A 26,097-nucleotide genomic window follows, 5' to 3' on the forward strand; every position below is an offset into this window, starting at 1 on the left:
GCGCTCACACCAGCTTTCGTACGACGGACAGGGGCAGGTGCTTCATGGCGTGGCCCAGCGGCACCCACGGCCAGGCGGGGACGTACGCCTTGGCCTTGCGCTTCTCGATCGCGTCCACCATGGCACGCACGCCGGTCTTCGTGTCGACCATGAACTTCGTCTTCTGCTCGACCTTCGCGTTCATCTCCGAGCGGATGTAGCCGGGATAGATGATCGACACGTCGACGCCGGGGACGTTCTCGTTCTGCAGTCCCTCGGCCAGTGCCGCGACACCGGCCTTGGTGGCGGCGTACGTCGTGATCGTCTTGCGCATGCCGCGGATCGCGGAGATCGACGAGATCATCACGAGGTGGCCGCTCTTCTGGGCACGGAAGATCTCCATGGCCGCCTCGGTCTGCGCGAGCGCGGCGACGAAGTTGGTCATCGCGGTCTGGCGGTTCGCCTGGTAGCGCCCGGTGCCGAGCGGCGCGCCCTTGCCCAGGCCGGCGTTGATGACGACGCGGTCGACGGTGCCGAACTCCGCGGCGAACTCGTGGAAGACCCGGAAGACCGCGTCGTCGTCGTTCACGTCGAGCGCCTTGAGGACCACGCGCGCGTCCGGGTGGGTCGCGGAGATCTCGGCGGCAAGTGCCTCGAGTCGTTCCGTACGACGCGCACACAGGCCCAGGTCGTAGCCCAGATCGGCGAACTGACGGGCCATTTCCTCGCCGAGTCCCGAACTGGCACCCGTGATGACGATCGTTCCCTTGCTCATGCCCCTGCTCCTGACTGGCCTTCGGTGATGGATTTGATGCGGGCGCCGAACTTGCGCTGCTCGCGGTCGTACAACGGTCGGGCGAAACGCTTGGTCCAGACGGCCTTGCGGGCCGCCGGGTCCGGGAGGATCACCATCGCCTTCCTGTCGAGGCCCTTGAGGACCGCCGCCGCCACCTGTTCAGCGGTGTACGGCGACTTGTTGATCAGGCGTGCAGCGATGGCATCCATGGCAGCGTCGCTGCCGGCCAGCGACTGGGCCAGCGGCGTCTTGATGAAGCCGGGGCACAGTGCGGTGACGTCGATGCCGTGCGGGTGCAGCTCGTAGGACAGCGTCTCGCTGAGCGCCACGACGCCCGCCTTGACCGCCGTGTACGACGACATGGCCGGCGGGTGCACGAGGCCGGCGAGGGACGCCGTGTTGAGGATGTGGCCGCTCCCCTGCGCCTTGAGCATGGGCGTGAAGGTGCGGCAGCCGCGGACCACGCCGAGCAGGTTGATGTCGATGACCTTGCGCCACTCGTCGAGGCTCACGACGTCGATCCGCCCGCCGGTGGCGATGCCGGCGTTGTTGACCAGGATGTCGAGGCCGCCCCAGTTCTCCTCCACCCAGGCCAGGGCCGCGGCCCAGTCGTCGTCGGAGGTGACGTCGAGCCTGATGCCGTCGGGGACCTCGGTCAGGTCGGCCACGAGGACGTCGTCCCCGCGCGCCCGGAAGGCAGCGGCCATGGCCGCGCCGAGGCCCGAGGCCCCACCGGTGATCAGGACACGCTTCTTGCTCATCGGGTCTCCACTCCCTTGCTCCAACCGGCGTTCAGGTCCTGCAGCGTTGCATCCGGCACCGGAACGTCCCCGTCCAGGGAGAGGGAACTGCCGGTGAAGTTCACGTCGTGGTCGGCGCTTCCCGTGGCGGTCGGCAGCCGGAGCGTCACGGGCGCCCCGACCTGGTCGACCTCCATCGCGGCCATGGCCAGGCCGAGGTCGTACGGCGCCGCGTCCTTGACCGGGTACAGGTTGACATGGGCGAACTCGTCACCGGAGACGACGACGTTCGCACCCGCCCACTGCGGGTCTGCCCACAGCGCGATGGCGAGGGTCCAGTCCTTGCCGCCGCCCTGCGGCTGGATCACCGAGATGTGCCGGCCGTCGACGTCCCCGAGGGTCCACGCAGACCCGACCTCGAGGTAGACGTCGGCCGCGCGCTCGCGCAGCAACCGGTCCAGCCGCTGGCCGTCGGTCGGGCTGGCCGCCTCGAACTCGAAGCGTCCGCCGTTCGTGACGCTGAGCAGGCCGGGTTCGTCGGCGAGGGCTTCCTCGACGACCTCGAGGGCATCGGCCCGGTCGTTGCGCGGGAGTCCGGCCTTGACGTCGTACCCGATCTCGACGGAGGCGACCCGGGCGTACGCCGGGTCAGCTCGCAGGTCCTTCTCGGCTGCTGCGAGATCGGCATCGCCGTCGAGGCGGATCGCCACCTTGCCGTCGCTGAGGGTGGCACCGTCGACCTCGTGCGAGAGGGCCGCCGAGAGGAGGGCGGCCTCGTCGGCCAGGTCGTCGCCGGGCTCGGCGAGGTAACGCCAGTCCGCGACGACGGCGTTCACGCTGGCGTTGCCGGCGTCGGCCAGTTGTACGGCGACGGTCTCCGGGCGACCCTTCTCCCCCGGAACCACAGTGATCGTCGCGTCCTTGCCGAACTGTCCGTCGAACCTCTCGACCTCGAGCTCACGCGCCAGCGCCATCGACGCACCGACGCTGATGGCGTGGGTGCGGGGACCGATGCGGCCCCCGATGACGGTGTCGACACCGGTGTCGGTGTCAGCACCGGTGTCGGCCAGGGTCACCTGGATCGTCACCTTCGACTCGCCGGCGAAGTCCTCCAGCGCGCCGGCGACCGCGGTGATCTCCTCGCTCGTCGCGTCGCCCTCGATCTCCACGTCGACGTCACAGCGCTTGCTGAACTCGTGCGTGAAGCAGTGCACGTCGTGGTTCGCAACGGCCAGCCCGCCGAGGGCGGAGTCGAGCTCGTCGAGCTGGACCGGGTCCTCGCCCGCGCAGCCGCTCAGCCCCAGACCGGTCAGCAGCAACGCGCTCCCGAGCACGCGCGCTGCGGTCACCGGGTGACGCCGTACTTGCCCAGCTCGAGGCGGGCCACCATGCCGAGGTGGACCTCGTCGGGGCCGTCGGCGAGCCGCAGCGCGCGGGCGTTGGTCCACGCGCCGGCCAGCGGGAAGTCGTTGGACATGCCACCGCCGCCGTGGATCTGCATGGCGAAGTCGATGATCTGTTGGGCCATCCGCGGCGCGGCGACCTTGATCTGGCTGACCTCGCTGATCGCGTTCATCGGGCCGCCGACGTCCAGCTTCCACGCGGCGTTGAGCACCAGGAGGCGGGTGGAGTCGATGGCGATCCGGGCTTCGGCGATCCGCTCGCGGTTGCCGCCGAGGTTGACCAGCGGCTTGCCGAAGGCGATCCGGTCGGTGCCGCGCTGGCAGGCCAGCTCGAGGGCCTTCTCCGCGAGGCCGATCAGGCGCATGCAGTGGTGGACGCGGCCGGGGCCGAGGCGGCCCTGGGCGATCGCGAACGCCTCGCCGGGACCGGCGATGAAGTTGGCGACGGGGACGCGGACGTTCTCGAACACGACCTCACCGTGGCCGATCGGCTCGTCGTAGATGCCCATCGTGGGGAGCATCCGGGCGACGCTGACGCCCGGGGCGTCGCGCGGCACGAGCACCATCGAGTGCCGGTGGTGGCGATCGGCGTCCGGGTCCGTGAGGCCCATGACGATGAGGACCTTGCAGTCGGGGTTGCCGACGCCGGTGATGAACCACTTGCGGCCGTTGATCACGATCTCGTCGCCGTCAACGACTGCGGTCAGCTCCATGTTGGTCGCGTCCGAGGACGCGACGCCGGGCTCGGTCATCGCGAAGGCGCTGCGGATCCGGCCGTCGAGCAGCGGGTCGAGCCACTCGTCCTTCTGCGCCTGGTTGCCGTACTTGAGGAGCACCTCCATGTTGCCGGTGTCCGGTGCGTTGCAGTTGAAGATCAGCGGCCCGAGGAAGGACCGGCCGGTCAGCTCGGCGATCGGGGCGTAGTCGACGTTGCTGAGGCCGGCGCCGCCGTGGGTGCCGTACTTCTCGGCGTACGGGCCCTCGTGGCCGGCGGGCAGGAAGAGGTTCCAGAGCCCTTGGGCGCGCGCCTTGGCCTGGAGCTCCTTGATGATCGGGAGCGGTGCCCACGGGTCGCCACCACGGTTGCGGATCTCCGCGATCTCGTGGTGGTACGCCGCTTCGACGGGCTCGACCTCGGTCGCGAGGAACTCACGCGCCAGCTCGGTGAGCTCCTGGGCGCGGGGGCTGGGTGAGAAGTCCATGGCTTGACCTTGTCACACTGTTGAGCAATGCTCAATAGCGTGGATGCAGATCACACCCGACGTCGCCTGTCCCCCGACGATCGACGCCGTCAGCTGCTCGGCATCGGCCTGAGCATGCTCGTCGAGAAGCCGATCCAGGACCTCTCCATCGACGCCGTGGCCGCCGAGGCCGGCATCTCCCGCGGCCTGCTCTTCCACTACTTCCCCACCAAGACCGACTACTACGACGCCGTCATCGGCGCCGCACTCCGCCGGGTCATGCGCAACACCGCCCCCGACGAGGGCGTCTCCCCTGAACTCGCCTGCGAGCAGTTCGTGTCCCGCGTCTACGCACAGATCGAGCGCCGCCGGGAGTTCTACGTCGCCCTGGTCTTCGGCAACGGCACGATCGCGGTCGGCGGCAACCGGCTGGAGTCCCACCGGATGACCGTCGCGCGACGGCTGATCGCGGCATTCGGACTGGACGAGAACGCGGCTCCCGTGGTGCACGCCTGGACGGCGTACGTCGAGGACCGCGCCCTGCTCTGGTCCGGTTCGGACCCGGCTGACCGGGTGGCCCTCGAGGTGGATGTGGCGCACTGCTGCAGGGCGCTGGACGCGTTGCTCGGGATCTAGGCGAGGGTGGCGCCGCCGTGGGTACCCTCGGACGGGTGACGACCTTCCGCGCCGAGGACCGCACCGACCCGCCCTTTGCATCCGACGAAGCAGCGACGCTGCTGGGGTTCCTGAACTACCAGCGGGACACACTGCGCTGGAAGTGCGCAGGCTTGACCCCCACCCAGCTCTCGACCTCCCTGGCGCCGACGACGATGACCCTCGGCGGCCTCCTGAAGCATCTGGCGGTGATCGAGGCGGGATGGCTCAACCAGTTCTTCGCAGGTGGCGTCGCCAAGCCCTCCTGGTTCGACGACCTGGACCGGGATGATCGGAACTGGTCGTTCACCTCTGCTGACGGTGCTGCACCGGACCAGTTGTTCGCCTGGTTCGACGAGTCGATCGCCGTCTCAGACCGGGTCATCGCCGATGCGCTGGCCGGTCCTGATGGACTGGCCACCCTGTCCGCCGAGGAGGAGGACGGGAATCGGATCTCGCTGCGCTGGATCGTGTGTCACCTGATCGAGGAGTACGCACGCCACAACGGCCATGCCGACCTGCTGCGCGAGTCCGTTGACGGGGCGACCGGGGAGTAGCCCTCACCCACAACGGCAGGCCCGCCGCTACCGCGTGACGCTTCCCTTCACCCACGCGGTGCACGACCGCTGGTCGAGCAACAGACGACTGGGGTGGGTCGTCGGACTGGCCGGCGCTGGCGTTCTTGTCGTCACCCGCGCGCATCCCCTGTTCGTCGAGGCCGTCCGGGCAGCAGTCACCGAGCCTCTCACCTCGCACTGACTCCATCCCGCCTCGTCAAAGAGACGGCAGCACAATGCGTTCCTACACGCCTTGGCGAGCGAGGATCCACCGAAGCAGTTGGCGTGACGCGAGGTACCCGAGAACAACGCCAGGGACATACCCGACGAGCCCGTTCACTCCGATCGCCTCCGCCAACCAGTAGCCGAGACCACCTCCAACGACGAACGCGACGCACGCCACGAGTCCACCAAGTGCGATGCCTTGCCGCTCTGCCCAAGAGTGTTCGTGACCCACCTCGTCAGTGTTGCAGCCCATCGGAATCTGAGGAGGGAAACCGACACTCATGCTCTCGCGGCATGGTGGGGCGCTCCGGCCCGACGCGTTTGCTGTCACCCAGTGGCAGTGGATGCACCCAATAGCCACTCATCCGCGGGTCGAGTTCGAGGGCCATGGAATCTCGCTTCCGACTTCTTCGTGAGCGCACCGAGCGGGCAGATCCGCGGTACGTTGCGCGGTGCCGCTTCGCGGTCCATGCCCTGACAGGAGACCCCATGCCTCACGACCCGAACCAGCCGACGATCGTCCGGCCCTTCAGCCGCAAGTCCACCGTCCTCGAGCTGGCCTCGACCGTTCCCGGGCGCGCGTTCAAGGCGTTGATCGTGCGCCAGCTCCCTCCGGTGGCCACCGAGAAGGAGCGCCAGGAGCTGGAGGACCTCACCGTTGGTCTTCCGCTGGAGACCTTGGTCGAGCTGTCCGAGGGCAAGCTCACCTGGGGGATCGCCGACTCGGTCGTCGATCTGGCGAACCGCAAGCCGCATCGCGTGATCCATCGTGGTGTCGGCGCAGGCGCGGGCGCCCTGAAGAAGGTCGCGCGCAAGGTTCGCCGCTGACCCGACGGGCCTTCGCCCGCGGTCAGGCGGCGAGGTAGTTGATGAGTGTCTGGCTGAAGTGGAGTTCTGCGGGCGTGAGGGTCTGGTCGCCGGGGGTGCCGGTGACTCTCCTTGTTCCGGTCTGATCGACCAGGTAGTGGGCCCCGTAGGGATCTCGCCAGATCACGATCCCGGGGAAGGGTTGTCGCACTTCCCACCCCGCATGCGTCTTGATCCGGTGGTGCGTCCTGGTCAACGGTCCGAGGTTCCCCACCGCGGTGGGCCCGCCCTCGGAGTACGGGATGGCGTGGTCCAGATCCATCCGCCGACTGGTGTTCGCCGCGTAGGGGAACACGTCACCGGGGTGGATCAGGTGCACCGCCTCCCTCATCCGGGCGGGGATCTCGTACGCGTCGACCGGGGTCTGATTGTTCAGGTCGATCACCGGCGTCACCCGGATCGCTCCGGTGGTTGAGGTGCGAGCGTCAGCGAGCCTCGAAACCTGGTGGCGGACCCAGTCGGTCGTGACCGGGCCATGGCCCTCCAACCGGGCGATCGGTGAGTCACCGTAGAGGTGCAGGTAGACCTTCACCCGCACCTTCACCGGCCCAACCGTCGGGTCCACGTGCGCGGCGGGGTTGACCAACAACGCGACAGCCGCGACCCGGCGCTGGTTGGCCGACGCGTCGGGCATCGCTTCCTTCAAGTCCTCGGAGTCGGCGACCTCGTTGGCTGCAGCATTGATGCCAGCGATGGTCATCGCATCACCGTGGACCGTGTAGGTGGCCATGCCGTGCTTGTTGACCCGCGACATCCGGGCGAACACCTCCCGGGCCGCGGCCTCTTCCTTCAACCGCGCCAACTCGGGGGCTGCGGCGGCGACCTTGCCCTCCACCAACGCCTGGAACCGGGTCCACGCCAACCTGCCGTCACACGACTCCGCGACCTCGGCATCGACCCACCCCGCCTCCGACTCCGACAGCTCCCGGGTCGCCTCCGCCACATGACGGGCATGACCCGTCCGGACCAGGCCTTCGTCGACCCCGGCCTGGATCCGTGGCAGCCGCAGCTTGATGTCGACCGCGTCCGCGATCAACTTCTTCGCACCATAAGGACTGGTCTGGATCCGGGCACCGAACGCCGCAGCGGCGTACTCGGTGATCAACGGCGTCCCCACACCACCCGCAGGCCTGGCCCGCTCCCGACCCCGCCTGTCCGAGGCCGGCAACCGGTCAGGCGAATGCAGGACCGCCCACTGACAGGCGGCCTTCAGGATGTTCCGCTCCGCCTCCACCCGGGCCGCGTGCTCGGCCTCGACGAACGCCAGGACCTCGCCGGCGGACATCTCCACCAACGGATCCTGCCCGTCGCCCTCGCACCCGATTGCCATACGAGTATTGGACCAGAGCCCTCCGACACTTCACCCAGATCGGCCCGAGTTCTCCACAGCCACCGGGTTTCGAGGCTCGGCGCTGGAGCGCCTCGCACCTCAACCACCGGAGCATCGCGCACTAGATGAGAGCGCGCTCGCGCAGCCACGCTTCGGTCCGACGCATGCCTTCATCCAGGTCGACCTCAGGCGCATAGCCGAGCAGGCGCCCCGCCTTCTCGATCGAGTACGTGCCGGTGCGGGTGAAGTAGTGCATCGTCTCCGCGCTCGCCTCCGTACGACGACCCACCGCCCTCGCACCCAGGGAAGCCACTGTCCCCAGGCCTACGGCGACAGGGGTGGGCAGCACCCGAGGGCCGCGTTTGCCGAGCATCCGGTGGTAGTGGCCGAAGAACTCGGCGCAGGTCACCCCGACTCCCCCGCCGATCGTGAAGACCTGCCCCGCAGCAGCGGGGTGGGACACGGCCAGCTGCAGGCCGGCGACCAGGTCGTCGACGTACACGGGACTGAAGATCCCGCGACCCATCGCCGGCAGCACGAAGGCACCGCTACGGATCAACCCCACCGGCTGGATCGTCCAGGGCCGTGAGCCGGGGCCGTACACGTCGCCCGGGCGCACCACGACCACCTCGATCTGGCCGGCGGCGTGCGCCTGCAGGACGACCTGTTCGCTGGCGATCTTCGAGTCGACATAGGAGCCGCCGTCATTGCGGACCGGGTGGTCCTCGGTGACCTGGTCCGGCCAGCCGAGGTCGCCGAAGGCGCGGACCGACGACACGTGCACGAACCGCCGCGCCCCGCCGGCGATCGCGGCGTCCAGCGCGCGTCGCGTGCCCAGTACGTTCACCTGCCACGCCTCGTCGTGCGTCGCGGTGTTCGTCACCAGGGCGGCCGTGTGCACCACGACCTCGGCCCCGGCAACATGCTCCTGCCACCCGTCCCCCGACGACGTGGAACCCGCCACGACGTCGTACGCAGGATCGGCGACGAGGTCCACGCCCGAGGTGTGAATCCGCTGTCCACGCAGGTGATCGGCCAGCGCGCGGGCGATGAACCCACGCCCGCCGGTGATGAAGACCGTCACTCGGGCACACCGTTCTTGCGGAACTTCGCCTGTTGCCGCTTGCCCATGCCGACGGCAACCGGCAGTGCCTTGAGGCTCAGATCAGGAATCGCGTCGAACAACCGCACCTGGACACCCCGCCACCGGGGAACCGCCGTGACCTGCCGCGGCTTCCGCAGCACGGCAGCCACGGCGTCGACGACCTCGGACGGCTTGAGCAGCTTGCCCGAGAAGGACAGCGCCGCCTCCGGGTCGTCGAGCTTGTCGTGCAGCATCGGAGTCCAGATGCCGTCGGGGCACACGCAGGAGATGTTGATGTCCTGGTGGCCCGCGAGGTTCAGGTCGCACTGGGTCGAGAGGCTGAAGCCGATCGCGCCGTGCTTGGACCCGGAGTAGACACCCTCACCCGGTACGGCGACCAGGCCGGCCAGGGACACGATGTTGACGATGTGGCCGCCACCGTTGTCCTTCATCGCCAGGATCGCGGCGACGGTCCCGTTCATGACGCCCAGCGTGTTGACCTCGACCATCAGCCGGCGGGTGGCCTCGTCCTGCTCCCACGCGGGGCCGGTGACGAGCACGCCCGCGTTGTTGACCCACACGTCCAACCGTCCAGCCGAGGCGACGACACCGGAAGCAACTGCCTCCACCTGAGCACCGTCCCGCACGTCGAGCGCAGCGGCCTCACAACCCAGCTCCACCGCAGCAGCCTGAGCCAGCGCGAGGTCCACGTCCGTGACCAGCACGGCGTACCCCTCGGCCACCAGGTGCCGGGCGATCTCCTTGCCCAGGCCGCGACCGGCGCCGGTGACGACCGCGCCCCGACGGTCCCCCGCCGCACGCACCGTCACGAACCGGGCCGCGTGATCGTGCCGTACGAGATGCCGCCCTGGAACTTCGTCGGGCGCACCGGCCAGAACCGCTTCCAGTCCGCGAGCTCGGTCGACGGCAGGATCTGCAGGAAGCGCGGGTCGTCCTTGCAGGCGTCCGCCATCGTCTTCTCCTTGACCATGGAGTCGTACTGGTCCTGCGCGTCCTCGAGGGTGTTGGCGTTCGGGCAGATCTCGCGCCCGTAGTGCTCGTGGTACTTCCTCACGCCGGGGATCTTCGACAGCTCCGGCTGCCAGTTGTCGATCGAGATGCCGTTCTCCGAGGAGACCCACACGCCGTCGGGGGTGTTGATGCACAGGGAGTGGTTGCCGTCGGTGTGGCCGGGCGTCCACAGCAGCGTGAGCCCCGGGCCGAGCTCGATGTCGCCGCTGAACCTCACGAATGCGTCGGGGTCGACGCCGTCGAGCCCGTCCTCGACGTACCACGCCCACTGCATCGGGTGCAGCGACTCGAGCGTCGCGAGCTCGCGGTCGTGCACCAGCATCTTCGCGTTGCCGAACAACGGCTTGCGCGGCTCGGTCTCACCGGGCACCAGCGACGTGGAGCCCATGATCATCCGCGGGTCCTGCACGTGCAGGTGGTCGAACGTGCAGAAGTCGATGTCGTCGGGCGACAGGCCGAGCTTCTCCAGCGCGTCCAGCGGCTCGGCGTAGTACTTCAACATCGCGACCGACGCGAACTTCTGACCGCCGGGGATCTTGTCCACCAGCGCATTGAGCTGGGCATAGAACGGCGCCTCGGCCGAGCCCTCCGGCATCGTCGGCTCGAACACCAGGGTGCGCGCCTTGCCGTCCCAGTCGTCGTACTGCACGACGATCATCCGGTTGATCATCGCGATCAACGGCAGTGTCGGGATGCTGACGGCGTTGTGGAAGGCAAAGCCGACCGGGTACGGCGCCGCGGCGATGTCGACGGACTGCACCGCCTTCACCTGCCCCTGGGCCTTGAACCGCGGCTTGTACGCCTCGGCCGCGGCGCGGACGGCCCGCAGCCGGTCACCGCGCGGCCAGACGTCATGGACGCCCTCGAACTCGGGGATGGTGCGCGCGCCGATCGCGGCCAACGCGTCGGCGGTGTTCGTCGTGGCATCAGTGCTCATGCCCCGATCCTGACACCTGAGTGCGGCGCCGTCTTGGGCTACCGCGACGCTTTCTTGACCGATCGCGACACACCTTCGCGCCGCAGCCGCGACGGCGGCTTGCCGAACCACCGCACGACGTACCGCGTCAGCGTCGACTGGTCGGCCAGGCCCAACGCCGCCGCGACCTGCGCGAGCGGCAGGTCCGAGTGGGCGAGGTGGCGCAGCGCAGCATCGCGCCGTACTCCGTCCAGCACGTCGCCGTACGTCGTCCCGGCGGCCGCCAACCTGCGCTGCAGTGTGCGCCCGTGCAGCCCGAGCGCCTCGCCGACCGAGGCGACGTCGGTGGAGCCGTTGCCGAGGATCCGTTCGAGGTAACCCCGCACCTGCGACCGCACGTCCTGCCCGCCGTCGCCGAAGCGGGCGGACAGGTAGTCGAGCCCCATCTGCCGCACGTGCGGGTTGGCGTCGGGCAACGACATCGCCAGCATGTCGGCCGGGAACACCAGCGCCGCACGATCGCGTTCGAACCTGACCGGCACACCGAAGCACTCCTCGTAGCGGGCGAGGGGATTGATCGGGGCGTGCGGCAGGTCCACGGCGATCAGCGCGAAGGCGCCCGCGGTGTACCGCCGCACGACGCGGTTCGCGAAGTGCAGCACCATCTCGTTCAACTGCCGCACCGGCGGCGGCGAGGTCGTCGCGTACACCAGGGCGATCGCCGACGGATCGGGCTCCGGATGGGCCGTCACGCTGACCGCCGGGCTGTGCACGAACATGAAGCGGCCGGCCGCGTCGAGCGCCTCCCCCACGGTCGCCGAGTGCTGCATCACCACGGACAGCAGGCCGAGCATGCCCTCGTCCTGGCGCTCACCGACGCGCAGGCCCAGGTCAGGCAATCCGGTGGATTCGGCGGCGTGCTCCAACACCTGCACGACACCGTCGTGCGGGATCAGCGAAGCGTCGTCCAGCAGCGCCGCGGGGTCGATCCCGAACCGGCGCAGCATGGCCGCCGGGTCGCCGCCGGCCTCGGCGACGACCTCGGTGAAGCCGCTCAGCGCCGCGGACCGGACCAGGTCTCCCACGGCCCTCACCCTAGGTGGATCAGGCGGTGAGCTTCTTCTTCAGGCCCTTCACCATCGTGCCGATGGCCAGCGACAGCCCGGGCGTGACGAGCGGTCCGGTCGGACCGGCGAGCTTCGCGACCTCGACGGCGACCGTCCACGTCAGACGCGAACCGGTCGGCGTCGACTCGACGAGGTAGTCCTCTGCCATCCGCTTGATGCCGGGGCGGGTCGACTCGGCAATGAAGAACGACTTCCGCTTGCCCTCGTCCCATCGGTAGAACTGCTCGTGCACAGTGACCGCACCGGCGATGGTGAGCTCACGCACGGTGCCGACACCGAAGGGGCGTTCACCGATCCAGCGGACCTTGGTCGCGCCGGGCCCCCACGACACCACGGCGTCGTCAGCGGTCAGTGCGGCCCACAGGGTCTCGACCGGAACGGGCACGTCGAGCACCTTCACGGTGCGCGCCGGCGCGGTGCGCAGGAACTCGTCATCGGCGGGAGCAAGCGGGTACCAGGTCATGAGCTCATCCTCAGGTTCGAAGCAGGGAACGGGGCGTCGTCGTCGATGCACGCCCGCATGAAGGTAGCGGCTCGACGCAGCGCTCGTCGCGCCTCGGGTACGGCGCGGTACAGCGTGACGTACGAATGCACCTGTCCGCGCGACACGATCAGCTTGTTCTCGACACCCGCGCGGTCGAGCCGTTCGTGCAGCCGCTCGGCGTCACCGGCGAAGCACTCGGTGCCGCCCACGTGTGTGTGGATCGGCGGGAACGTGCTCAGCAGGATGAGGTTCGCGGTCAGCGGCGAGAGGCGCGGGTCGCGGAAGTTGCCGCCCGGGTAGAACGCCTCCGCGCAGCGCGCCGCGAACGTCGGCGTGAGCACCGGGTCGGGGTTGAGCGCGTCGCGGTGCACCGCTTCGGTGAGCGCAGGGTCGAGCAGCGGCGAGAACAACGCGCATGCCGCCGGCATCGGCCGACCCGCCTGGGCCAGCGTCGTCAGCAGGCCGACTGCCAGGTGACCGCCCGCAGAATCACCGGCAACCGCGATCTGCTCGGGCGCGTGGCCCTGCTCGATCAGCCATTCGTACGCCGCCAGGGCGTCGTCGAGCGCCGCCGGGAACGGATGCTCGGGGGCCCGGCGGTAGCGCACCGCGAGGACCGGGAGTCCACTGAGCGCGGCGAGCGGTTCCGTGACGCAGCGGTAGGCGCGCGGAGAGGACGCGACATAGCCGCCACCGTGGAAGTAGAGGATCACCCCGCCGAACTGGTCGGCGAAGTTGCGGGCCCTGACCCACTCACCCGAGAACGCCGGCGTCGTGACCGGCTGGACGCGAGCCGTGGTGGGCCATCCCGCGAGCATGCCGCCCAAGCCGACCAGCCCGCGGAGGTAGTGCAACTGGGTGCCGTGGGGGCGGAGCCGCTCGACCTGCGGGCGTACGACGACACGGCCGCCGGTCGCGACGACCCGACTGGTCAGGCTGGGCCCGAGCAGCTTGAGAACGCCGACGATCACTGACCGGACTCCGCACGGGACTCGAGGTCCCGGATCATCTCGTGCACCCGCTTGTCGCGGGCCAGGACGCGGTCCGCGCCGGCGTTGAGCACGCCACGGAAGAGCGAGTACGGCAGCCAGCGCACCGGCGCGATCGTCGTACCAGAGCGCTGGGCGATGCCGCGCGCGATCGAGTCGGCCGCGTCGTCTGCCGAGATGCGATGGTTCAGTGGCCAGCCGAGCAGTTCGTCGAGCTTGCGGCCCAGCGGGTCGTCGTCGAGGGTCGCGGTGGCCAGCGGGGTGTCCACGAAGCCGAAGTAGGCCACGCCGGCGCTGGCGCCGTGCGGTGCCAGCTCCAGCTTGAGGGCGCGGCCGATCTGCTCCGCCGCGGCCTTGCTCGACATGTAGGCGACTCCCCCGATGCCCGGCGAGAACGCGGCGCACGAGGCCACGACGACCACGTGTCCCCTCACGGCGATGACGGCATCGAGTGCCGGCTGCACGGTGTTGAGCACGCCCGTCTGGTTGATCGCGACCACGCGGTCGTAGTCGGCGAGGTCCATCGTCCGGATCGTCGCCGGCGGCGGGGTGACCCCGGCGTTCGCGACGACGACGTCGAGGCGGCCGTGGTGGTCGATGACCCGCGCCACCACCTCGGCCATGGCGGCCCGGTCCGTGACGTCGGCGGTGGCCGTGAACACCCGGGTGTCGCCGAGCGCCTTCGCGGCAGCCTTGAGGCCCTGCTCATTGACGTCCACCAGCGCGACGTGTGCGCCCTGGTTGTGGAGCCGGCGCGCGAGGGCCAGGCCGATCCCCTGCCCGGCGCCGGTGATCAGGACGACCTTGTCGCGGACGTCGTACGACGTGCTCATGCGGACATCTCCCTGGCTCCGGCGGATCGGCGGACGGCGTAGTGGTCGAGGTCGACCGTGCTGGTGCGGCTCTTGAACGTGGCCGAGAAGCCCGGGAAGTGGGTGAAGTTCCTGCCGGTCGGGCTGAGGTAGTAGCTGTGGCAGCCGCCGGTGATGAACACCGACTTCGCCAACCCTTCGTTGGCCCACTCGAAGAAGTCCTGCTGCGCTTCGGCGGTGACCTCGAGGGTCGCGAGGTCGCGCTCCTCCATCTGGCGCAACGCCTCGACGATGTAGTGGACCTGGTTCTCGATCGTGATCACCGCCGACGTGTAGACGCCCGAGTTGGGCCCCAGGATCATGAAGAAGTTCGGGAAGTTGTGGAGCGAGGTGCCGAGGTAGGCCGCCATCTCCCCTGCCCGCCACACGTCCCCGATGCTCGAACCGTCGCGGCCGTGCACGACGTCGAAACCCGGGTGGTCGGTCATCTTGAAGCCGGTGCCGAAGATGATCGTGTCGAGCTCGTGCTCCACGCCGTCCGCCGTGACGATGCCGCGCGGGGTCACCTCCACGATGCCGTCGGAGACCACGGTCGCGTTGTCGGCCGTGAGCGCCGGGTAGTACTTGTTGGAGAACGTCGGGCGCTTGCAGCCCACGGCGTACGACGGCGTGAGACGAGCGCGCAGCTCGGGATCCCTGACCTGCTTCCTGAGCAGCCCGCGGGCCATCAGTTCGAGCGGCTTCTGCAGCCTGGGCTCGCTGATGAAGCCGGGCACGAGTGCCTCGAAGGACAGCTCCCACGCCTTGCGGGCGGCTGCCTGGGCGCCGGGGACGCGCCGGTAGAGCGCGCGGGTGGCCGCGCCGACCTTCCGGTCGGGGTGCGGCAGGATCCACGTGGGCGTGCGCTGGAAGACGGTCAGGTGACCGGCCACGCGCTGGACCCGCGGGATGAACTGCACCGCGGAGGCGCCCGTACCGATGACGCCGACGCGCTCACCGGTCAGGTCGTGGTCGTGGTCCCAGCCCTGCGAGTGGAAGACCGTGCCCTCGAACGTGTCCAGACCCGGGAGGTCCGGCGTCGACGGCGCACTGAACGGGCCGATCGCGCCGACCACGACGGTGGCCGTCAGGTCACCGTCGCTCGTCGTGATGCGCCACAACTGCTCCGTGTCGTCCCAGGACGCGTCGGTCACCTCGGTGCCGAAACGGATGTGCGGCAGGACCCCGAAGTCCTCCGCGCACTGGTGCAGGTAGGTCTTCAGCTCCTCCTGCAACGGGTAGAGCCGGCTCCAGTCCGGGTTCGGCGCGAACGAGAACGAGTAGATCAGCGACGGCACGTCGCACTGCGCGCCCGGGTAGTCGTTGACCTGCCAGGTGCCGCCCACCTCGTCCGCGCGCTCGAGCACGACGAAGTCGTCGATGCCGGTCTGCTTGAGGCGGATCGCCGTACCGAGGCCGCCGAAGCCGGCGCCGATGATCGCGACCCTCACGTGTGGGAGTGCCACGACGTCTCGCTTCCTTCGCATCAGAGATCCAGGGTCAGGCTGTCGCCGGCGGCGCGCGAGACACAGATCAACATCGAGTCCGCACGCTCCTCGGCCCGCAGCTTGTGGTCGCGGTGCTCGACCGCGCCCTCGAGGACGGCGTGCTTGCAGCTGCCGCAGAACCCCTGCTGGCAGGAGTAGCGCACGCCCGGTACCTCGCGACGGATGGCGGCCAGGGCGGACTCGTCAGGCGCCACCTTCACGGTCACGCCCGTGCGGGACAGGTGGACGTCGAACGCGCGGCCGCCCACGACGGCAGGGGCGGAGAACCGCTCGCTGTGCAGCGAGCCGGTCGGGTTGAGCGTCGGTTGGAGGACGCGCGCGGCGTCGATCAGCTGCGGAGGACCGCAGACGTAGATCGCGGCCCCCTGCCCGGCGTGGCCCAGCAGCTCGGCGACGTCCGGGACGCCGTACTCGTCGTCGGGACGCAGTACGAGCTGGCCGCCCTCGAACGCCTGCAGCTCGTCGACGAAGGGCATCGTGGCGAGCGAACGGCCGACGTAGACCAGCTTCCAGTCCTTGCCGCGGCGCGAGGCCTCACGCACCATCGGCAGGATCGGCGTGATGCCGATGCCACCGGCGATGAAGAGGTACGACTCGGCATCGATGAACGTGAACGCGTTGCGTGGTCCGCGCACCGTGATCGTGTCGCCCTGGGCGACCTCGTCGTGCAGGGCGAGCGAACCGCCACCACCGCCCTTGTCCTTGTCGATCCGTCGTACGGCGATCCGGTAGCTGCCGAGGTCCGCAGGGTCACCGCACAGGGAGTACTGCCGCTGCGCGCCCGAAGGCAGGAAGACGTCGAGGTGGGCGCCGGGCACCCAGGCGGGCAGGTCCGAGCCGTCGGGGTTGCGCAGCTCGAAGCTGATGACGTCCTCGACAACGGTCGTGACGGAGGCAACGACCAGGTCCATGTCGAAACCGGTCATCCGTACCGGGGCGGAGCGCGAGAGGTACGGCGCCGCGGCGCTGGCCGCGAACACAGTCGAGTACGCCTGCGCTCCCCTGGCCAGCGCGCGCAGCTTCAGTGACGGCGCGGCGGTGCTCATGCTCGCGCCGCCGGGGACACCGCGAGATAGCGGACAGCCTTGTCGATCGGGCCCATCTGCGAGGGGTGGAAACCAGGTCGGAGGTACTGCGGGATCTCCTTGACGATGAACTGGATGCCGGGCATCAGGCCCTTGCGGGTGTCCTTCACGAACTCGACCGGCCAGGTCCAGCGGTGCCTGGTGACCGTCGGATCGTTGGCGTACAGCCAGCTCGACGTGTAGAGCCACAGCGCCAGCAGGCCGCCGGAGGCGAGGAACGCGGTGCGGACGCGACGGGCGTAGCTGCCGTCGACGTACTGGTAGACGTCGTAGGCGACGTTGCGGTGCTCCATCTCCTCCGCTCCGTGCCAGCGCAGCAGGTCGAGCATCGTCGGGTCGACGCCGAGCCTGTCGAACTCCTCGTTGTCGAGCAGCCACTCGCCGATGGTCGCGGTGAAGTGCTCCGCGGCGGCGTAGAGGCCGAGCCGCTCGTGGAACCAGGCCTCGCCGGCCCGGCCCGTCAGGCCGTGGTCCCCGAAGACCTGGTCCATCAGGAACTCCATCAGCTTCATGATCTTCGGGATGTCGACGCCGTTCTCCTCCAGGTGGATCCGGAAGGACTCGTGCGAGCTGGCGTGCGTCTCCTCCTGGCCGATGAAGCCCTGGAGCTCCTCGGTCAGGCGGGGGTCGTCGATCAGCGGCAGCGCGCGGCCCAGGACGTCGGCCATGGCGCGCTCACCCTCGGGCAGCACCAGGTGCATGACGTTCCAGAAGTGCGTGGCGTAGGGGTGGCCGGGGATGTACTCGGTCGGCACGCCGGTCCAGTCGAAGGACACGTCGCGGGCGTTGATCGCCAGCGCTTCGCTCCGGTACGCGCGGGGCGGCTTCCTGCTCGATTGCCTTGCCATGGTCTTGCCTCCAGGATCGACGAGACCGCGACTGTAACAAAGCAACACTTGTTGTTGCAATGCTGCTTTCGTATGCTCCCCCCATGACCGACGACGACCATGCCCCTGAGATGGCGCCCGAGGTGCACGCGATTCTCGACGCCGCGCTCTCGCTGTGCGCCGAGTTCGGCGTGAAGCGCACGACCATCGGCGACATCGCGCGGCGTGCCGGGATCGACCGGGTCACGGTCTACCGACGGATCGGCAACAAGGAGCAGGTCATCCAGGCCGTCGTCACCCGCGAGGCCACGCGGCTCTTCACGGAGGTGTCCACGACCGCTCGCACCGGCACCACGATCGAGGAGCGGGTCGAGCTCGGCTTCACCGCGATGATGCAGCAGGTCCGGGGCCACGCGATGCTCGCCCGGATGCTCCAGGTCGAGCCGGAGACGGTGCTCATGCAGCTCACCACCGAGGGCAGCCGGCTCGTCACCGGCGCGGTCGTCGCGACGCTCGGCTTCTTCAACGAAGCAGTCGAGGACGGCCTGCTGGACTCCACCGACGACATGGAGGCCAGCGCCGAGCTGCTCGTGCGCGTCGTGCACTCCTACCTGCTGACGCCCCGTGCCCTGATCGAGCTCGACACCCCGGCACAGCTGGGCGACTTCGCCCGCGACCACCTGGTGCCGATGGTCCTCAGAGCCCGTGCCGGACGCTGAGGACCTTCCGCATCACCGGCAGGACGTGCCGGGCCCGCTTGATCGCGATCAGCTCGAAGCCGGGCAGGCCGAACTTCTGGCGTACGACGCCGCGCGTCTGGGCGAACTCGCGCAGGCCGTCCGCACCATGGACCCGGCCGAAGCCGCTCGCGCCCACGCCACCCATCGGCACGGCACCCATGCCGGCGAACGCGATCACCGCGTTGATGCTGACCTGGCCGGCCCGCAGCTGATCGGCGATCTCGTCACCGCGTGAGCGGGAGAAGACCGAGGCGCTGAGCGCGTAGTCGTGGTCGTTGGCGAACTTGATCGCCTCGTCCACGTCGGCGACGCGGGTCAGGGTCACGGTCGGGCCGAAGGTCTCCTCGCGTACGGCGAGGGCGTCCTCGGGCAGGTCGGCCATGACGATCGGCTCGATGAACCGCTGCCCGATCGAGGCGGGTCCACCCTTGAGGAAGGTCGCGCCTCGCTCGACCGCGTCGGCCACGTGCCGTCGTACGACGTCGACCTGGGAGGGCATGGTCATCGGGCCGTAGTTGGCCCTGTCGTCCTGGCCGGAGCGGACGCCGTCGAGCTGGTCGAGCAGGAGGGCCTGGAACTCGTCGGCGACCTCCTCGACGACGTACACGCGCTCGACGCCCACGCAGGTCTGGCCGGAGTTCGCGAAGGCGCCCCACGCCACGGCGCGAGCCGCGGCCTTGAGGTCGGCGTCCTCGGCGACGACCACCGGGTCCTTGCCGCCGCACTCGAGGACGACGGGCGTCAGCGTCTCGGCGCACTGCGCCATCACCCGCCTGCCCGTCGCGGTCGAACCGGTGAAGCCGATCTTGTCGACGCCGGCCTTGCACAGCGCCGCGCCGGTCTCGCCGAGTCCGGTGACCAGCGTCAGGACACCGTCGGGGGCGTCCGGGTTCGCTGCGGCGAACGCGTCGACGTACCACTGGCTCACGGCCGGGGTGAACTCGCTCGGCTTCAGCACCACCGTGTTGCCGACGGCCAGCGCGAAGGCGACGGCGCTGTTCGGTGAGTAGAGCGGGTAGTTCCAGGGGCCGATGACGCCCACCACCCCGAGCGGGTCGTAGCCGACCCGGGCGGAGTAGTTCGCGAAGAGCGGGCCGGGGTTCACCTTCTGGGTGCGGAGCACCTTGGCGGCGTTCTTCTCGGCCCAGTGGAGATGCTCGACCGTCAGCACGACCTCGAGGACGGCGTCCTCGACCGGCTTGCCGTTCTCGCGGTGGATCAGCTCGGCGATCTCGTCGACGCGGTGCCAGATGTCACGGCGCCATGCGGCCAGGCGCTGGGCGCGGCCATCGAAGCCGAGCCCCCGCCACCAGGTGGTGGCCTCGCGCGCCGCCCCGACGACCCGCCGCACTTCCGCCTCCCCCATCACCGGGAAGGTCGAGACGAGCGTGCCGTCGGCGGGGTTGAGGCTGTCGAACGTCATGCCTGCTCCTTGGCGTACGACGCGCGCAGGTCGCGCTTGAGGATCTTGCCGGCGCCGCTCATCGGCAGCTCCGCGAGGAAGTCAACGCTGCGCGGCACCTTGTAGTTGGCGATCAGCCCCTTGACGTGGGCGATCAGGTCCTCGCTCGTGAAGTCGGCGTCGGGTGCCTTCACCACACAGGCGTGGACGGTCTCACCCCACTGGTCACTGGGCAGGCCGATGACGGCCGACTGCAGGACTCCGGGGAACTTCGAGATGGCGCCCTCGACCTCGGCGGAGTACACGTTCTCGCCGCCGGTGACGATCATGTCCTTGATCCGGTCGACCACGAACACGAAGCCGCGCTCATCGATGTAGCCGCCGTCGCCGGTGTGCATCCAGCCGTCCTTGAGGACCGCCGCGGTCTCCTCGGGCCGGTTCCAGTAGCCGAGCATCACGTTGGCGCCGAAGACGCAGATCTCGCCGACGGTGCCGGTCGGGACCGGGTTCCCCTCCTCGTCGAGGATCCGGACCTCGGCGTGCGGCGCGGCCTGGCCGGCGGCCGTGAGCAGGCCGTCGACGTGGTCGTCCGGGCCGAGCAGCGTGGCGACCGGGGCGAGCTCGGTCATGCCGTAGGCCTGGGTCAGCCTGAGGTGCGGCAGGAGCGCCTTCGTGCGGAGCAGGACACCCTCGGAGATGACCGATCCGCCGTACATCAGGCGCTGCAGTGACGACAGGTCGTGCTCCTTGGCGTCCGGGTGGTCGATGACCATCTGGATCATCGTCGGCACCATCAGCACGTCGGTGATCCGGTGCTTCTCGATCGTCACCAGGACGTTCTTCGGTTCGAAGAACGGGATGGTGACGTGGGTGCAGCCGAGCAGGTTCGCGCCCAGGTTCCCGGCCAGGTCGGCCAGGTGGAACATCGGCGCCGCGTGCAGGTACGTCGAGTCGCGCTGGAGCAGGTACCCACTGGCCACCGCCCCCAGAGCGGAGGTCAGCAGGTTGCAGTGGGAGAGCATGACGCCCTTGGGGAAACCGGTCGTGCCCCCGGTGTAGAACAACCCGGCCAGCTGGTCGTCGCAACGCCGTACGTCGGCGACCGGCTCGTTGTCGGCGACCAGCGCCTCGTAGGACACCATGCCCTCCGGCGTCGGGCCGTCGCCGCAGTGCACCAGGGTCGTCACGGACGGACAGCTCGCAGTGATCGCCGGTGCCATCGGCGCGAACGCGTCGTCGATCAGCAGCACCGTGGTGCCCGAGTCGTTGAGCGCGTAGATGATCTCCTGCGGGCTCCACCGGATGTTGATCGGGTTGAGCACCGCGTCGGCCCACGGGATCGCCGAGTAGTACTCGACGTACCGGTCGCTGTTGAGCGACAGGATCGCCACCACGTCGCCCTCCGCCACACCCAGCCCCTGGAGGCCGGCCGCGAAGCGGGCGACGCGATCGCCCATCTCGGCGAACGTGTGGCTGCGGTCGCCGTGGACGGTGGCGGTCTTGTCGGGCGTCGCCTGCAGCGACCGGTGGAGGCCTTGGGTCAGGTACACGATCTGCTCCTCGATGCGGGTGGGTCCGAGATGGGGTCGCTGCGGGGTGGATCAGCGGCTGGTCACAAGGACCGCGCGATGAGTTCCTTCATCACTTCGTTCGCGCCGGCAAGGATGCGCAGCACGCGCACGTCGGTGTAGATGCGGGCGATCGGGTACTCGTTCATGTAGCCGTAGCCACCGAACAGCTGCAGGCAGCGGTCCGCGACCTCGGTGGCGCGGTCGGAGATCCAGTACTTGGCCATCGACGCCTCGGTGGCGTCGAGCTTCCCGGCGAGGTGCTTCTCGATGGACTGGTCGAGGAACGCCCGGTTGACGCGGGAGATGGTCTCGCACTCGGCCAGCTCGAAGCGGGTGTTCTGCAGCGCCATCAGCGGCTTGCCGAACGCGTGGCGGTCCTTGGTGTAGCCGATCGTGAGCTCGACAGCCTTCTCGATCTGGGCCTGGGCCAGGATCGCGGTGATGAGTCGCTCCTGCGGGAGCTGCTCCATCATCTGGTAGAAACCGTGGCCCTCCTTCGGGCCGAGCAGGTTGGCCTGCGGGACGCGGAGGTCCTCGAACGCCAGCTCCGCGGTGTCCTGGTCCTGCTGGCCCATCTTGTCGAGCACGCGACCGCGGGTGAAGCCCGGCGTGTCGTCGCCGACCTCGGCCACGATGAGCGAGATGCCGGCAGCCCCGGCTTCGTCACCGGTCTTCGCGGCGATCACGATGAGGTCGCAGACGTGGCCGTTGGAGATGAAGGTCTTGGCGCCGTTGATGACGTAGTCGTCGCCGTCCTTGACCGCTCGCGTCGCGATCGCCTGCAGGTCGGACCCGGTGCCGGGCTCCGTCATCGCGATCGAGAGCACCCACTCCCCTGAACAGACCTTGGGCAGCCACCGCTTCTTCTGCTCCTCGGTGGCGTAGGCGTTGAGGTAGTGCGCGACGATGCCGATGGAGACGGCAAAGCCCATCGACGTGTCGCCAGCGCGGACCTGCTCCTCGATCAGCACGGCCTCGGCAGCGAACGAGGCCCCACCGCCGCCGTACTCCTCGGGCAGGGACATGCCCACCAGGCCGAGCTCGCCGGCCTTCAGGTAGGCCTCGCGGCTCGCGTGGCCCTGCGCCCGGTGCTCGTCGGCACGCGGGAGGACCTCCTTGACGAAGTACGTCGCGGCGAGCTCACGCACCGCCGCGAGGTCCTCGTTCATCCAGGACGGCGTAGTTGTTGGCACAGCGCCAATAGTGCACTACTGTTGGCAGCCGGTCAACAAGCGCATCGAAGACGTACGGAAGCAGGCCACCATGGACTCCACGCTCGCGAGCACCTTCACCGACATCACCTACGCGGTGGCCGACCGGATCGCGACCATCACCCTCAACCGGCCCGCAGCGCGCAACGGCTACACGATCACCATGGCCGACGAGCTGGTGCTCGCACTGGACCGCGCCGATCGGGACGAGGACGTCCGCGTCGTCGTCCTCACCGGCGCCGGTGACCACTTCTGCGTCGGAGCCGACCTGTCCGGCGGCGAGTTCGACACCAACGAGGACGTCGCCGACGCCAGCACCTGGCAGGAGCCCGCGGGCCGCTGCTCCAAGCGGGTCTTCACCATGAACAAGCCCGTGATCGCAGCGATGCGCGGCGCGGCCGTCGGTGGCGGCCTGACCATCACGCTGGCGTGCGACTTCCGCCTCGGCTCGACCGACTCGAAGTTCGGCTTCGTCTTCGGCCGCCGCGGCATCTTCCCCGAGGCCGCCTCGGTCTGGCACCTCCCCCGGCTGGTCGGCATGACCAAGGCCCAGGACTGGATGATCAGCGGCCGGGTCTTCGGTGCCGACGAGGCGCTCACCTCGGGGCTCATCACGTCGGTGCACGCGCCTGAAGAGGTGCTGGACGAGGCGTACGCACTGGCCCGCGACCTGCGTGACAACAGCGCGCCGGTCTCGATCGCGGTGATCCGCCAGATGCTCAACCGGCTCAGCGGACTGGACTCGCCGTTCCCGGCGCACGAGGTCGACTCACGGCTCATCTCGGGGCTGCTGACCAGCGCCGACGCGATCGAGGGCGTCATGTCCTTCCTCGAGAAGCGCCCGCCCGCCTTCCCGGGCACGGTGGAGAAGGACCTGCCCGGGTGGCTCCCCTGGGTCGACGAGGAGTGATGGAAGAGTTGTCCCGTGACCACTGAGCCCCGATGGCGTCGCCTCGGCCCCGACCAGCGGCGCGAGGAGATCTTCTCCAGCGCGCAGCGCCTGTTCGCGCTGCGCCCGTACGGCGAGGTCTCGACCACCGACATCGCGAATGAGGCCGGCGTCGCCCGCGGCCTGCTCAACCACTACTTCGGCACGAAGCGCGACCTGTACCTCGAAGTGGTGCGGGCGGCCGCGGCGGTCCCCGGGAACGCCATCGACCACGCCCCCGGAGGGTCCCTGGAGGAGCGCATCGACGCGGCGGTGAACTGGTTCCTCGACTCGCTGTCCAGCCAGGACGCGGCATGGATCAACGCTGCCGGCGCCTCGGGCCTGGGGCGCGATCCCGAGCTCGAGCGGATCCTGCTCAAGGCCGAGGACGACGCCGTCGACCGGGTCCTCGAGGCGATCGACATGGCCAACGTGACGGACCACCGCGACGAGCTGCGTGCCTTCGTCCGCGCCTACGGCCAGCTGGCCAAGACCGCCGGGCGCGAGTGGCTGATCAAGAAGAAGCTGAGCCGCGAGCAGGTCCACCTGCTGCTGCGACAGAGCCTGCTGACCATCGTCGAGGACGTGCTCCCCGAGGCGATCGCCCGCGACCGCGCCTGAACCACTTGCTGGCCGCTGGAACTACTTGTTGGTGTCGAGCGCGAACCAGAGCACGAGCACCGGCGGCTTCCCCTTGCCGACCTTGGCCATGGCGGGGCCGAGGTACATGCCCGGGGCGACCTCCCGGATCTCGTCGTGGATCTTCTTGATCAGGATCGGGTTCCCCTTCTGCTCGTAGTCCAGGACGATCGTCGGCTCGCCGTCGATCGATGAGGGCTGCACGCTCGTCTTGAACGGGAACCAGTTCATCCTGGCTCCGGCCTGGATGCGGTTGATGCCGTCGGCGGTCTGCTCGCTGGTGGCGTCCATCGTCTTGCCGTCCCACGGGAACAGCGGGTGCCTGGCGAAGATGTCGATCACCTTGTTGACGACCGGGACGCTGTCAAGGCCACGGACCGCGACCATGCGTCCCTTGGGCTTGTCGTCGAGCGCCAGGGCGAAGTCGTCGGGGACCGTGCCGCCGGCGTAGAGCTCCGCCAGCTGGTCGAGGCTGAGGGCGGTCAGGTCGTCGAACGTGAGCATGGGGCCTCGGATTCAGCGGGAGCAGGTGTGACCAGCATCACTCACTTTGCCGAGGTCGGCCAGGTGGGCAGCTGCACCTCGGTCGCCGTCCACCAACCGCCCCACCAACCGCCCTGTGGCATCCGCCCACGTTACGGTCGCGCAAATGCTTGTATGACGTCGTGCAACCCCTGCCCGATCAGGCCCCGGCCCCCGCTGCCGATGCGAAGACCGCCCGCCCGCTGCTCCCCCGGGACGATCCGTTCCTGGTCGCACCGACCGGCCTCGGCCTCCTCGCCCCGGGCGCGATCATCCGCTCCCGCGAGGTGGAGCTGGCGTTCCTGGGCCTGATCCCCCAGCAGGTGTCGGCCTGGCAACTGGTCTACCGGAGCACCGACCTGAACGGCGCACCCGAGGCGGCCGTCACCACGGTGGTGCTCCCCGAGGGCGCCGACCCGAACGAACCGCGACCGCTGCTGGCCTACCAGTGCGCGATCGACGCGATCTCGGGCAAGGCCTTCCCGTCGTACGCCCTGCGTCAGGGCGCCCGCTCATGGGGCTCCATTCCCCCACTGGAATTCGCCCTGCTGGCCGGGGTGCTGCGCAAGGGCTGGGCACTGTCGCTGTGCGACCACGAGGGCCTTCTAGGCCGTTTCGGCGCCGCACGCGAGCCCGGGTACCGGGTGCTCGACGGCGTCCGGGCCGCCCTCGACTTCGAGCCGCTGGGACTCCAGGCCTCCACGCCCGTCGGCCTCATGGGCTACTCCGGCGGCGGCATGGCCTCGTCCTGGGCCGCCGAGATGGCACCCGAGTACGCACCGGAGCTGAACATCGTCGGCGCCGCACTCGGCGCGCCCGTGGGTGATCCGGCCGAGACGTTCATCCGGCTCAACGGCACCTTCCACGCCGGGCTGCCGGCGATGGTCGTCGCGGGCCTGCGCAGCGGCTACCCCGGGCTCGCCCGCGTCATCCAGGAACACGCCTCCTTCGAGGGCAGGCGGCACCTGCAGCGGCTCGAGACGTCCAGCACGCTGGCGGCCGTCGTCCACCACCGCAACCACGACTTCGACGACTACCTCGACGCGCCACTGGCCGACGTGCTGGGCACGCCCGAGGTCCTGCACGTCTTCGACGACCTGCGCCTGGGCCAGCGGATCCCGGCCTGTCCGGTCCTGATGACGCAGGCGACCCATGACCAGATCATCCACATCGAGGACGTCGACGGTCAGCAACAGCGGTACGTCGACGGCGGCGCGACCGTGCACTACGTCCGGGACCGCTTCAGCGAACACCTCAGCCTGCACCCGCTGGCGCTGCCGCTGATGATCGGCTGGATGGCCGACCGGTTCGCCGGCAAGCCCGCTCCGACCGGCACCCGGACGGTGCTCTCGGTCGCCCTGTCACTGCGGTCGCTGTGGGGGTACGTCGGGATGGCGACGGCCGCGATCCGCACGGTGACGGGTCGGCCGCTCAGCGCTCGCTGACGCC

Annotated in this window: 26 protein-coding genes; 7 read left to right on the forward strand and 19 right to left on the reverse strand. The window is 69.4% G+C overall.

Annotated elements, in window-relative coordinates; translation table 11 throughout:
- Positions 1–4: 4 nt before the first annotated feature.
- From ACOACQ_RS02795 to ACOACQ_RS02810, 4 genes are read right to left on the reverse strand one after another with little or no spacing between them, the layout of a single operon-like run.
- Entirely contained in the window at positions 5–754 is a 750-nt protein-coding gene (locus ACOACQ_RS02795; RefSeq protein WP_420287563.1) for an SDR family oxidoreductase, read from the reverse strand.
- On the reverse strand, positions 751–1,536 hold the full coding sequence (locus ACOACQ_RS02800; protein ID WP_420287564.1) for an SDR family NAD(P)-dependent oxidoreductase: 786 nt from the start codon (positions 1,534–1,536) through the stop codon (positions 751–753). The genes ACOACQ_RS02795 and ACOACQ_RS02800 overlap by 4 nt, the downstream gene beginning before the upstream one ends.
- Positions 1,533–2,864: a hypothetical protein gene (locus ACOACQ_RS02805; protein WP_420287565.1), complete on the reverse strand. Its 1,332-nt coding sequence runs from the start codon at positions 2,862–2,864 to the stop codon at positions 1,533–1,535. The genes ACOACQ_RS02800 and ACOACQ_RS02805 overlap by 4 nt, the downstream gene beginning before the upstream one ends.
- Complete coding sequence (locus ACOACQ_RS02810; protein WP_420287566.1) at positions 2,861–4,120, reverse strand: acyl-CoA dehydrogenase family protein; 1,260 nt, start codon at positions 4,118–4,120, stop codon at positions 2,861–2,863. The genes ACOACQ_RS02805 and ACOACQ_RS02810 overlap by 4 nt, the downstream gene beginning before the upstream one ends.
- Positions 4,121–4,159: 39 nt before the next feature.
- Between ACOACQ_RS02810 and ACOACQ_RS02815 the strand changes: the two genes are divergently transcribed.
- The 3 genes from ACOACQ_RS02815 to ACOACQ_RS02825 all read left to right on the forward strand — a co-directional run bounded on the left by ACOACQ_RS02815 (position 4,160) and on the right by ACOACQ_RS02825 (position 6,363).
- Positions 4,160–4,735 (forward strand): TetR/AcrR family transcriptional regulator, encoded by a 576-nt coding sequence (locus ACOACQ_RS02815; protein ID WP_420287567.1) that lies wholly within the window; start codon positions 4,160–4,162, stop codon positions 4,733–4,735.
- A 35-nt stretch (positions 4,736–4,770) separates the two neighbouring features.
- Positions 4,771–5,310 (forward strand): DinB family protein, encoded by a 540-nt coding sequence (locus ACOACQ_RS02820; RefSeq protein WP_420287568.1) that lies wholly within the window; start codon positions 4,771–4,773, stop codon positions 5,308–5,310.
- A 714-nt stretch (positions 5,311–6,024) separates the two neighbouring features.
- On the forward strand, positions 6,025–6,363 hold the full coding sequence (locus tag ACOACQ_RS02825) for a hypothetical protein (RefSeq protein ID WP_420287569.1): 339 nt from the start codon (positions 6,025–6,027) through the stop codon (positions 6,361–6,363).
- A gap of 22 nt (positions 6,364–6,385) precedes the next feature.
- Here ACOACQ_RS02825 and ACOACQ_RS02830 read toward each other — a convergent pair whose 3' ends face one another.
- From ACOACQ_RS02830 to ACOACQ_RS02880, 11 genes are all read right to left on the reverse strand, one after another.
- Positions 6,386–7,687 (reverse strand): HNH endonuclease signature motif containing protein, encoded by a 1,302-nt coding sequence (locus ACOACQ_RS02830; RefSeq protein ID WP_420287864.1) that lies wholly within the window; start codon positions 7,685–7,687, stop codon positions 6,386–6,388.
- Positions 7,688–7,853: 166 nt separating this feature from the next.
- Positions 7,854–8,816, reverse strand: coding sequence for an NAD-dependent epimerase/dehydratase family protein (locus ACOACQ_RS02835; RefSeq protein WP_420287570.1), 963 nt, complete (start codon positions 8,814–8,816; stop codon positions 7,854–7,856).
- Positions 8,813–9,646 carry an SDR family oxidoreductase gene (locus tag ACOACQ_RS02840; RefSeq protein WP_420287571.1) on the reverse strand — a complete coding sequence of 278 codons (834 nt, stop codon included), beginning with the start codon at positions 9,644–9,646 and terminating at the stop codon, positions 8,813–8,815. The genes ACOACQ_RS02835 and ACOACQ_RS02840 overlap by 4 nt, the downstream gene beginning before the upstream one ends.
- Complete coding sequence (locus ACOACQ_RS02845) at positions 9,643–10,785, reverse strand: hypothetical protein (protein WP_420287572.1); 1,143 nt, start codon at positions 10,783–10,785, stop codon at positions 9,643–9,645. Before ACOACQ_RS02845 ends, ACOACQ_RS02840 begins: the two co-directional genes overlap by 4 nt.
- 38 nt (positions 10,786–10,823) lie before the next feature.
- Positions 10,824–11,849, reverse strand: coding sequence for an AraC family transcriptional regulator (locus ACOACQ_RS02850; protein ID WP_420287573.1), 1,026 nt, complete (start codon positions 11,847–11,849; stop codon positions 10,824–10,826).
- A gap of 19 nt (positions 11,850–11,868) precedes the next feature.
- Positions 11,869–12,354, reverse strand: a complete 486-nt coding sequence (locus ACOACQ_RS02855) for an SRPBCC family protein (protein WP_378596784.1) — start codon at positions 12,352–12,354, stop codon at positions 11,869–11,871.
- Positions 12,351–13,346 carry an alpha/beta hydrolase gene (locus ACOACQ_RS02860; protein WP_420287574.1) on the reverse strand — a complete coding sequence of 332 codons (996 nt, stop codon included), beginning with the start codon at positions 13,344–13,346 and terminating at the stop codon, positions 12,351–12,353. Before ACOACQ_RS02860 ends, ACOACQ_RS02855 begins: the two co-directional genes overlap by 4 nt.
- Entirely contained in the window at positions 13,343–14,197 is an 855-nt protein-coding gene (locus ACOACQ_RS02865; RefSeq protein ID WP_378602261.1) for a short-chain dehydrogenase/reductase, read from the reverse strand. Before ACOACQ_RS02865 ends, ACOACQ_RS02860 begins: the two co-directional genes overlap by 4 nt.
- Positions 14,194–15,681, reverse strand: a complete 1,488-nt coding sequence (locus ACOACQ_RS02870) for a flavin-containing monooxygenase (RefSeq protein WP_420287575.1) — start codon at positions 15,679–15,681, stop codon at positions 14,194–14,196. The genes ACOACQ_RS02865 and ACOACQ_RS02870 overlap by 4 nt, the downstream gene beginning before the upstream one ends.
- A gap of 20 nt (positions 15,682–15,701) precedes the next feature.
- The gene (locus tag ACOACQ_RS02875; protein WP_420287576.1) at positions 15,702–16,769 is read right to left on the reverse strand and encodes a PDR/VanB family oxidoreductase; all 1,068 of its coding nucleotides are present in this window, start codon (positions 16,767–16,769) and stop codon (positions 15,702–15,704) included.
- Complete coding sequence (locus tag ACOACQ_RS02880; RefSeq protein ID WP_378602252.1) at positions 16,766–17,656, reverse strand: metal-dependent hydrolase; 891 nt, start codon at positions 17,654–17,656, stop codon at positions 16,766–16,768. Before ACOACQ_RS02880 ends, ACOACQ_RS02875 begins: the two co-directional genes overlap by 4 nt.
- An 83-nt stretch (positions 17,657–17,739) precedes the next feature.
- Here ACOACQ_RS02880 and ACOACQ_RS02885 point away from each other — a divergent pair, with 83 nt between their 5' ends.
- Positions 17,740–18,354, forward strand: coding sequence for a TetR/AcrR family transcriptional regulator (locus ACOACQ_RS02885; RefSeq protein ID WP_378602249.1), 615 nt, complete (start codon positions 17,740–17,742; stop codon positions 18,352–18,354).
- Here ACOACQ_RS02885 and ACOACQ_RS02890 read toward each other — a convergent pair.
- The 3 genes from ACOACQ_RS02890 to ACOACQ_RS02900 all read right to left on the reverse strand — a co-directional run bounded on the left by ACOACQ_RS02890 (position 18,332) and on the right by ACOACQ_RS02900 (position 22,517).
- A complete protein-coding gene (locus tag ACOACQ_RS02890) occupies positions 18,332–19,798 on the reverse strand; it encodes an aldehyde dehydrogenase family protein (protein WP_420287577.1) in 1,467 nt (488 codons plus the stop codon). The two genes, ACOACQ_RS02885 and ACOACQ_RS02890, sit on opposite strands and share 23 nt — an antisense overlap.
- Positions 19,795–21,327: an acyl-CoA synthetase gene (locus ACOACQ_RS02895; protein WP_420287578.1), complete on the reverse strand. Its 1,533-nt coding sequence runs from the start codon at positions 21,325–21,327 to the stop codon at positions 19,795–19,797. Before ACOACQ_RS02895 ends, ACOACQ_RS02890 begins: the two co-directional genes overlap by 4 nt.
- Positions 21,328–21,389: 62 nt before the next feature.
- Positions 21,390–22,517 carry an acyl-CoA dehydrogenase family protein gene (locus ACOACQ_RS02900; RefSeq protein ID WP_378602237.1) on the reverse strand — a complete coding sequence of 376 codons (1,128 nt, stop codon included), beginning with the start codon at positions 22,515–22,517 and terminating at the stop codon, positions 21,390–21,392.
- 94 nt (positions 22,518–22,611) lie between these two features.
- On the opposite strand from ACOACQ_RS02900, the gene ACOACQ_RS02905 reads away from it, so the two are divergent.
- On the forward strand, positions 22,612–23,469 hold the full coding sequence (locus ACOACQ_RS02905) for an enoyl-CoA hydratase-related protein (RefSeq protein WP_420287579.1): 858 nt from the start codon (positions 22,612–22,614) through the stop codon (positions 23,467–23,469).
- 15 nt (positions 23,470–23,484) lie between these two features.
- A complete protein-coding gene (locus tag ACOACQ_RS02910) occupies positions 23,485–24,108 on the forward strand; it encodes a TetR/AcrR family transcriptional regulator (RefSeq protein ID WP_420287580.1) in 624 nt (207 codons plus the stop codon).
- Positions 24,109–24,129: 21 nt separating this feature from the next.
- Here the strand turns inward: ACOACQ_RS02910 and ACOACQ_RS02915 are convergent, their stop codons facing one another.
- A complete protein-coding gene (locus ACOACQ_RS02915) occupies positions 24,130–24,630 on the reverse strand; it encodes a hypothetical protein (protein WP_420287581.1) in 501 nt (166 codons plus the stop codon).
- A gap of 161 nt (positions 24,631–24,791) precedes the next feature.
- Between ACOACQ_RS02915 and ACOACQ_RS02920 the strand changes: the two genes are divergently transcribed.
- Entirely contained in the window at positions 24,792–26,093 is a 1,302-nt protein-coding gene (locus ACOACQ_RS02920) for a lipase family protein (protein WP_420287582.1), read from the forward strand.
- Positions 26,094–26,097: the final 4 nt, after the last annotated feature.

The sequence above is a fragment of the Nocardioides sp. CPCC 206347 genome, assembly GCF_048654605.1.
Taxonomy (GTDB): domain Bacteria; phylum Actinomycetota; class Actinomycetes; order Propionibacteriales; family Nocardioidaceae; genus Nocardioides.